The organism is Chamaesiphon sp. VAR_69_metabat_338 (assembly GCF_031423935.1).
In the GTDB taxonomy this organism is placed as follows: Bacteria; Cyanobacteriota; Cyanobacteriia; order Cyanobacteriales; family Chamaesiphonaceae; genus Chamaesiphon.
In genome coordinates, this window is sequence record NZ_JANPGM010000553.1 from 1 (window position 1) to 6,523 (window position 6,523).

Sequence of the window (6,523 nt, forward strand, 5' to 3'; positions counted from 1 at the left end):
CGAGACGCTGCGCGAACGGAGAGGCTGTGCCTACGGCAGGCTTACGCCAACGCCAACGCCTACAGCGTGCGTTGCACCAGCGACGCATCGACCTGGAGGGAACCTCCAGGTTGTGTGCGTCAAGACAAGCAGGGGGATTCACACTAATTTCGCTTTTGACCAGAGATTTGTATACACGGTAGCTTAAAAAGGGGGGAATCGGATTCTTAGTCCCCCGCTTGGTGCCTTTTCATGGTCGGGGAACCCGACCGAAAAGGCATCCGCTTTTGAAGGGAGATTTAGCGGATGCAATCGCGCTGAGGTTCCCTCAGCGTGCGTTGCACCAAGCAGGGGGATCTCTATGATTTTCGCTATCTAGCTTTCAGCGGCGAGATTTAGTTTTTTCCCGATCGCAATTTCCTAACCTTAATTGCAATAGCCCTTAACATACGTGAGATCGGATATTTGCGACCAAATTCTATGCAGGGCTTTTCGATCGATATAAATGTCAGTGCCGATAGCAGAATCACAGCTACACAAATGACTGGCATAAAAAGCAAGTATTGCTGAAAACTGATGTTTTTAAGTATGGCAATATTAAAGACAGAGAATGATAAATATATAACTATACCATGTAATAAATATATGCTGTAACTAATCTCACCAAGCAAGATAGATGACTTGAGCGAAAAAACTCCAAATAGGTCATTACCCAGAACGATTGGGATAAAGAATAGCGAAATCATTAATATATGTATTGAATCAAAAGTTATGGGTCGGAAAATAGCAAATGCGATAGCCAAAGCAGTAAGGCTCGATACCCATTTACTTCTGATAATCGAATTGGGGATTTGGTAACGCCTATTTAGATAGGCAGATAGCCCACCAACAGCAAAGAAAATGAGGAGGCTCGTATCGATCGAATGAATCTGCATAGGCTTGTTAAATAGATAAACACATACAGCAAACAGAAATAAACCTCCAAATCGACCCAATCTCACGATCGCAATTGTAATTATCGGTAATAAGATATAGAACAGCCACTCATATTGAAGCGTCCAATCTACTCCAGCAATAACTAATTTAGTATCTAAGAAGTTATTGATGATGCCACCAGGCCGAAAGGTGAGCCACTGGGTATATGCTTTTATCAGCTCGTTAAGACTCACTTCGAGTTTGAGATTCGAGCTAAAAACAACTATCGTAACAATAAATATTACAAATATATACAAAGGATAAATTCTAAAAATTCGCGATTCATAGAATTCAATCCAGTCGATCTTGCCACCGTCTTTGAGAATTTTAGAAATAAATAAAAAACCTGTAATTGCAAAAAAAATGGCAACGCCAACTTTTCCGTAGTTTTGATAATAATCTTCAGGTGGCCTTTCCCACTTACCATTAACCTTCCAATGCCAAGTGACTATAAAATGATGAAAAAGAACGGAGATGGCGAGAAATCCTCTTAATCCATCAATACTTCCATATCGCCCCTGTCTGAATGTTAAAAAAGAAAAGTAATGATGACGCCCGATAAATTTAGCAGTCAATATTGATATGCTAAAACAAAGCAGTGTCATGCCGAATTTTAATACATGCTCCATTGTTAAGATGTTTATTTCAATAGAAATGCAATCGTAAATATCTTAACAGATAGAAATCAGCCCTACAAATTCAATACTGTAAATGTGGAGAGTTATGATGCAGCATCTAGATCGATCCCGATCGCTGGCGCTTTTGGATAGTACTCTATTATTAGTAATGTTCGATCGCATCTAAAATTATCGCAAGCAGACCGGATCGAGACAATTTGCAACGTCTCGACCCCAAACTCGATCGTAAATGTTAGAATCTACAACTATAGCTAGGGGTGTCCGAAACCAGTCGGGCTGAGAACATACCCTTGCACCTGAGTCTGGGTAATGCCAGCGGAGGGAAGCTGTTTATGATAGGAAATTGAATATGCGTGCTGAATGGATTGCCAAACGTAGCGGACAAGCCAATGTCTCCCAGATGCACTATGCGCGTCAGGGTGTCGAAACCGAAGAAATGCACCATGTCGCCAAGCGCGAACGTCTCCCTGTAGATTTGATTCGATCGGAAGTCGCACGCGGACGGATGATTATCCCTGCGAATACCAATCATCCCAATCTCGAACCAATGGCGATCGGGATTGCATCTAGCTGTAAAGTGAATGCCAACATCGGTGCATCACCCAGCTTTTCCAACATGCAGGATGAGGTTGATAAACTGATCCTAGCAGTCAAATACGGTGCTGATACCGTGATGGATCTTTCCACTGGTGGCGGTAATTTAGATGATATTCGGATCGAAATCATCAAAAATTCTCCCGTTCCCATCGGGACTGTTCCCATTTACCAAGCCTTAGAAAGCGTTCATGGTAATGTCGAAAATCTCACGCCCAATGATTTTCTGCACATCATCGAAAAACATGCCCAGCAAGGGGTTGACTATCAAACCATCCACGCGGGCATCCTGATCGAACATTTACCCCTAGTTCGCAATCGCCTGACGGGAATTGTCTCCCGTGGCGGCGGCATTTTGGCACGGTGGATGCTGCATCACCACAAGCAAAATCCCCTTTACACCCATTTCGACGACATCATCGAGATCTTCAAAAAATGCGATGTGTCTTTTAGCTTGGGTGATTCCTTGCGTCCTGGTTGTACCCACGACGCATCCGACGAAGCCCAACTCGCCGAACTCAAGACTCTCGGCAACCTGACTCGTCGCGCCTGGGAACATGACATCCAAGTGATGGTCGAAGGCCCCGGACACGTCCCGATGGATCAAATCGAGTTCAACGTCAAAAAACAGATGGAAGAGTGCTCTGAGGCTCCTTTCTACGTCTTAGGGCCATTAGTTACCGATATCGCTCCTGGTTACGACCATATCACCTCTGCGATCGGCGCGGCAATGGCTGGCTGGTACGGTACCGCGATGCTCTGCTACGTGACTCCCAAAGAACACCTCGGCTTACCCAATGCTGAAGATGTCCGCAATGGTCTGATCGCCTACAAAATTGCCGCTCACGCTGCCGATATCGCTCGCAAACGCCCAGGTGCTCGCGATCGTGACGATGAGCTGTCCAAGGCGCGTTACAATTTCGATTGGAATCGTCAATTCGAGCTGTCCCTCGATCCCGAACGGGCGAAGGAATATCACGATGAAACTCTCCCTGCAGATATTTACAAAACTGCTGAGTTCTGTTCGATGTGTGGGCCTAAATTCTGCCCGATGCAGACTAAAGTTGATGCAGAAGCATTGACTGAGTTAGAGAAGTTCTTAGCTAAGGAAAAAGAACCTTCGAGTATCGGTTAATTTAGCTAAAATTAACGCCAGACCCCCGACTTCTTCGAGAAGTCGGGGGTCTTTTTCGATAGAGATCTCATTATGTCTAAAGATTCAGATTTGCTTTTGCTACCCAGTTGGGCAATTCTGGCACATAAACTACCGCTCGATCGCCTTCAATCGTTGCTAATAGCTGATGTCCGGCACTCGTCGAATTGTCATAAATAATTAATCGATCGACTATTTTGGCTGCTTTATTCAGATTAACCAAACTTCGTTCGTAGCGACGCAAAATATCTTCTCTAGGCACATCATGACCGCCTAATTTAACACGGTCTGCTACTCGCAAAACATTCATACTCGGGTTGTCGATGCCAATATACATTAAGACAATTAGCCAGCCGAGGCTTTTTGCCGCACACATTAATTTGATGTAAGTATTGCCAGAAAATGTGGTTTCAACAACAAAACTAGCTTCTGACTGAACATATTGCTGAGATAGATATAGAGCCTTGCGACCAGCCGCGATTGCCGCTGATGCTGGATCGATAGGAGCGATTTCTTTGGCAATTGCATCGGGATCGATTAGTAGGATCGATCGATTCTCATCCTGAGCTACGCTAACAAGTTGTCTGGTTAGTGTCGATTTACCAGAGCCGTTAGCTCCGGCAATGATGGTCAAAGTGGGCATAATTCAAAGAATTTTACCGATGATTTTTTCGCTACCATCTTCCTGAAGTTCGATCTCAAACTTCTCCCCATTTGCTAATTCTTTAATTAATTTACGATCGAGCAGATAGTGAATTGGCTCTCCCATCGATTTGAGACAAGCGATATCTGCCGCAACTTGTTTTTGTCCGGCTGCTGCCATTTTTCTAGCCAGGATCTCGATGTCTTCACCAGGAATAATATTGAAATCGGTATCGAGTTGAGGTTTGATGTAAGTCATCATATTTTCTCCTTAACTTATGACATTTTTAGCTTACCCGGGGCAGATCTAGATCGATCGATTAAAATTTAACTCTAGTTGGCTCGACGACTTTGACAATCTTTTCAAGTGGTTGCTTGCGTTTTTTGCCAGAAAATACATTGACTTGATAGGCGATCGCATTAGTAATATCTAATGCTGTCATCCAACCGCTTTTGCGGTGGTAGGCACCAGTTTCAATGTTCAGCCAACCGGGGCCTTGGGCGATTTCCCCAGGACGGACGCCGGGGAGAGTGAACGTAATTGTATGTCCGGTGATGATGATTTTGTCGGGGAAATAGGGAAACTGATTGCTCAAGAATTTCTCCCTGATCCAACAAAATTGTTCGTTATTTTGTTTGTCGAGCGATCGAAAGGGATCGACACCGGCATGTACTAAAAATGTATCGCCCAAATCTAGATAGGATGGCAAACTGGCAAACCACTCCATATCATCTTGGGGAATGCCGCCATCGCCATAACTTTCTAGCGTGGTGTCGCCGCCAGAGGGAATCCAGTGCCGCAATGCCGTCTCATCGAGTTTGCCATTATTAAACGAGGCCAATAACATGACTTCATGATTGCCCATCAAACAGGGATAATTATGCTCCCGAATCCATTTGACAACTTGGGCACTTTTAGGGCCACGATCGATGACATCGCCGAGAAAATACACCCGATCCTGGGGCAATATTTCGCAAAAATTCATTAACTGGCACAACCCATCAAAATGACCGTGAACATCCCCAACCGCGATGCTGCGAGGTTTAGCGTTGTTCTTTCTCTGAAATAAATTAAACATAAAAAGGTGAATGCTGGGTGATGTCAGTCGATGAGATTGCGATCGGTCAGCCGGATAATATTGTTAGTATGCACACGTTTGCATTAAATAGCTCGATTTATGTAGAAAAATATCGCGATCGCACATCAGCGGCTGCGATCCACCATTATTGCTTAATTTATCGTGCCGATCGCTAAATATAGGTTTTGGATAAATCTAACCGAGTGCGCGATCGCCGCTGAATGGCATCGAATTAATTATCGCTCTAGTTCTGCTGATTGTGAGCCTGGTTTCTGCCAGTTTTCGAGTAGAGCTGGATAAAAGAAGGTGAGCGCGATCGCCGCCGCTGCTAGTAATCCGATTCCGGTAGTCAGCCACAAGAACAGATTAATCGTCCGATTGAACCTAAATCTGGGGTGCGAGTGTCGCTCGGATCGGGTTAGTTGGGAACGTGGGGACAGTGCCTCCAGGAGGGTCGGTCGATCGATGTTGCTGCTAGGAGCTGGTTTTGAGACATTACAGGACATCAGGATGAGCGAAATATTATCATCGCCATTTTCGCGATGCGCTAGTGCCAGCCAAGATTGGACGGCCTCCGTCAGCGGCAGATCGCCGTGCAGAACGCGCTCTGCATAATCTTGCCACGAGCTTTCAACCAGCTGACGATCGCTCAAGCCATCGGAACATAACAACAAAATGCCATCTTCGATCGCCATCAACCGCTGGACGGTAGGTTGCAGTAGCTCTCCAGATTTCATGCCCAAGGCTTGCGTCAGTGCCGACGCATCGGGGCGGCTGGCACTATGCCAGGGGACATCGCGACCTTGTTTGACTTCACGAGTCGCGATATCATCATCGATCGTCAGCAATTGACAGCGGTGTGGGGTAATCCAGTAAGCCCGACTATCGCCCACATGAGCGATATAGATCTCGTGAGAATTGCCGAAGCCTTTGCCAGCACGAATTGGCTGATTGACTTGGATTGCCATCACCATCGTCGTCCCCATTCGCCGCGTATCTTCGCGGCCTTGACTGTGATTTTGGGCGGTAATTGTATTGTTGACCACCCTGACGATCGCACCGATCGTATTACAGATCTGTTCGGGTGCAACGATTTCCCGACTGTGGCTCAGATTTTCCAGTAGATTCTGGGTCTGAATTTTGAGCAAATTGACAGCCATCTGACTGGCAACTTCGCCACCTTCATGTCCGGCTACCCCATCGCAAATAATGGCAATCTTGCCACCAGTGGGATCTTGAGCTAGTTCTAGGGGCGTGGGATAGTATGAATCTTCATTGTGCTGATGGGTCGCACCAATATCGGTACCGCCAGCAATTTGCCACTCCAGCGGCAATCGTGCGGCCTGTTCGAGGACGATCTGATTGAGGGTGGCGGCAACGTCGCGCAGGGAGGCTTGTTCGGCCTGCATTTTGAGGAAGAGAACGCGCAGTCGCTCGTCGATCGCTGTGGACGTTGCTGGGAG

The 6,523-nt window shown here is 46.1% G+C and carries 8 protein-coding genes and 1 riboswitch; of the genes, 3 read left to right on the plus strand and 5 right to left on the minus strand.

Features of this window, described 5'->3' with window-relative positions; genetic code table 11:
* A partial coding sequence (locus RMO84_RS15230) for a hypothetical protein (RefSeq protein ID WP_310489291.1) occupies positions 1-187 on the plus strand: 187 nt, incomplete at its 5' end.
* Positions 188-374: 187 nt separating this feature from the next.
* On the opposite strand, the gene RMO84_RS15235 is transcribed toward RMO84_RS15230, so the two are convergent.
* Entirely contained in the window at positions 375-1,583 is a 1,209-nt protein-coding gene (locus RMO84_RS15235) for an acyltransferase (RefSeq protein ID WP_310489292.1), read from the minus strand.
* A 252-nt stretch (positions 1,584-1,835) separates the two neighbouring features.
* Positions 1,836-1,933, plus strand: a riboswitch (TPP riboswitch).
* 8 nt (positions 1,934-1,941) lie between these two features.
* Here RMO84_RS15235 and thiC point away from each other — a divergent pair.
* Positions 1,942-3,321: a phosphomethylpyrimidine synthase ThiC gene (thiC, locus tag RMO84_RS15240; RefSeq protein ID WP_310489293.1), complete on the plus strand. Its 1,380-nt coding sequence runs from the start codon at positions 1,942-1,944 to the stop codon at positions 3,319-3,321.
* Between the two features lie 76 nt (positions 3,322-3,397).
* On the opposite strand, the gene RMO84_RS15245 is transcribed toward thiC, so the two are convergent.
* Genes RMO84_RS15245 through RMO84_RS15255 form a run of 3 tightly spaced genes read right to left on the minus strand, consistent with a single transcriptional unit; the run spans position 3,398 to position 5,060 of the window.
* A complete protein-coding gene (locus RMO84_RS15245) occupies positions 3,398-3,982 on the minus strand; it encodes a zeta toxin family protein (protein ID WP_310489294.1) in 585 nt (194 codons plus the stop codon).
* Between the two features lie 3 nt (positions 3,983-3,985).
* A complete protein-coding gene (locus tag RMO84_RS15250; protein ID WP_310489295.1) occupies positions 3,986-4,243 on the minus strand; it encodes a hypothetical protein in 258 nt (85 codons plus the stop codon).
* A 58-nt stretch (positions 4,244-4,301) separates the two neighbouring features.
* Complete coding sequence (locus RMO84_RS15255; RefSeq protein WP_310489296.1) at positions 4,302-5,060, minus strand: metallophosphoesterase family protein; 759 nt, start codon at positions 5,058-5,060, stop codon at positions 4,302-4,304.
* A gap of 20 nt (positions 5,061-5,080) precedes the next feature.
* On the opposite strand from RMO84_RS15255, the gene RMO84_RS15260 reads away from it, so the two are divergent.
* Positions 5,081-5,236, plus strand: coding sequence for a hypothetical protein (locus RMO84_RS15260; RefSeq protein WP_310489297.1), 156 nt, complete (start codon positions 5,081-5,083; stop codon positions 5,234-5,236).
* A 60-nt stretch (positions 5,237-5,296) separates the two neighbouring features.
* On the opposite strand, the gene RMO84_RS15265 is transcribed toward RMO84_RS15260, so the two are convergent.
* Positions 5,297-6,523, minus strand: a 1,227-nt coding sequence (locus RMO84_RS15265; RefSeq protein ID WP_310489298.1) for a serine/threonine-protein phosphatase, incomplete at its 5' end; no start/stop codon positions are given.

Coding starts and splice junctions, on each gene's coding strand:
- RMO84_RS15235 (WP_310489292.1), bottom strand. CDS start 1,583: ATGGAGCATGTATTAAAATTCGGCATGACACTGCTTTGTTTTAGCATA.
- thiC (WP_310489293.1), top strand. CDS start 1,942: ATGCGTGCTGAATGGATTGCCAAACGTAGCGGACAAGCCAATGTCTCC.
- RMO84_RS15245 (WP_310489294.1), bottom strand. CDS start 3,982: ATGCCCACTTTGACCATCATTGCCGGAGCTAACGGCTCTGGTAAATCG.
- RMO84_RS15250 (WP_310489295.1), bottom strand. CDS start 4,243: ATGATGACTTACATCAAACCTCAACTCGATACCGATTTCAATATTATT.
- RMO84_RS15255 (WP_310489296.1), bottom strand. CDS start 5,060: ATGTTTAATTTATTTCAGAGAAAGAACAACGCTAAACCTCGCAGCATC.
- RMO84_RS15260 (WP_310489297.1), top strand. CDS start 5,081: ATGTCAGTCGATGAGATTGCGATCGGTCAGCCGGATAATATTGTTAGT.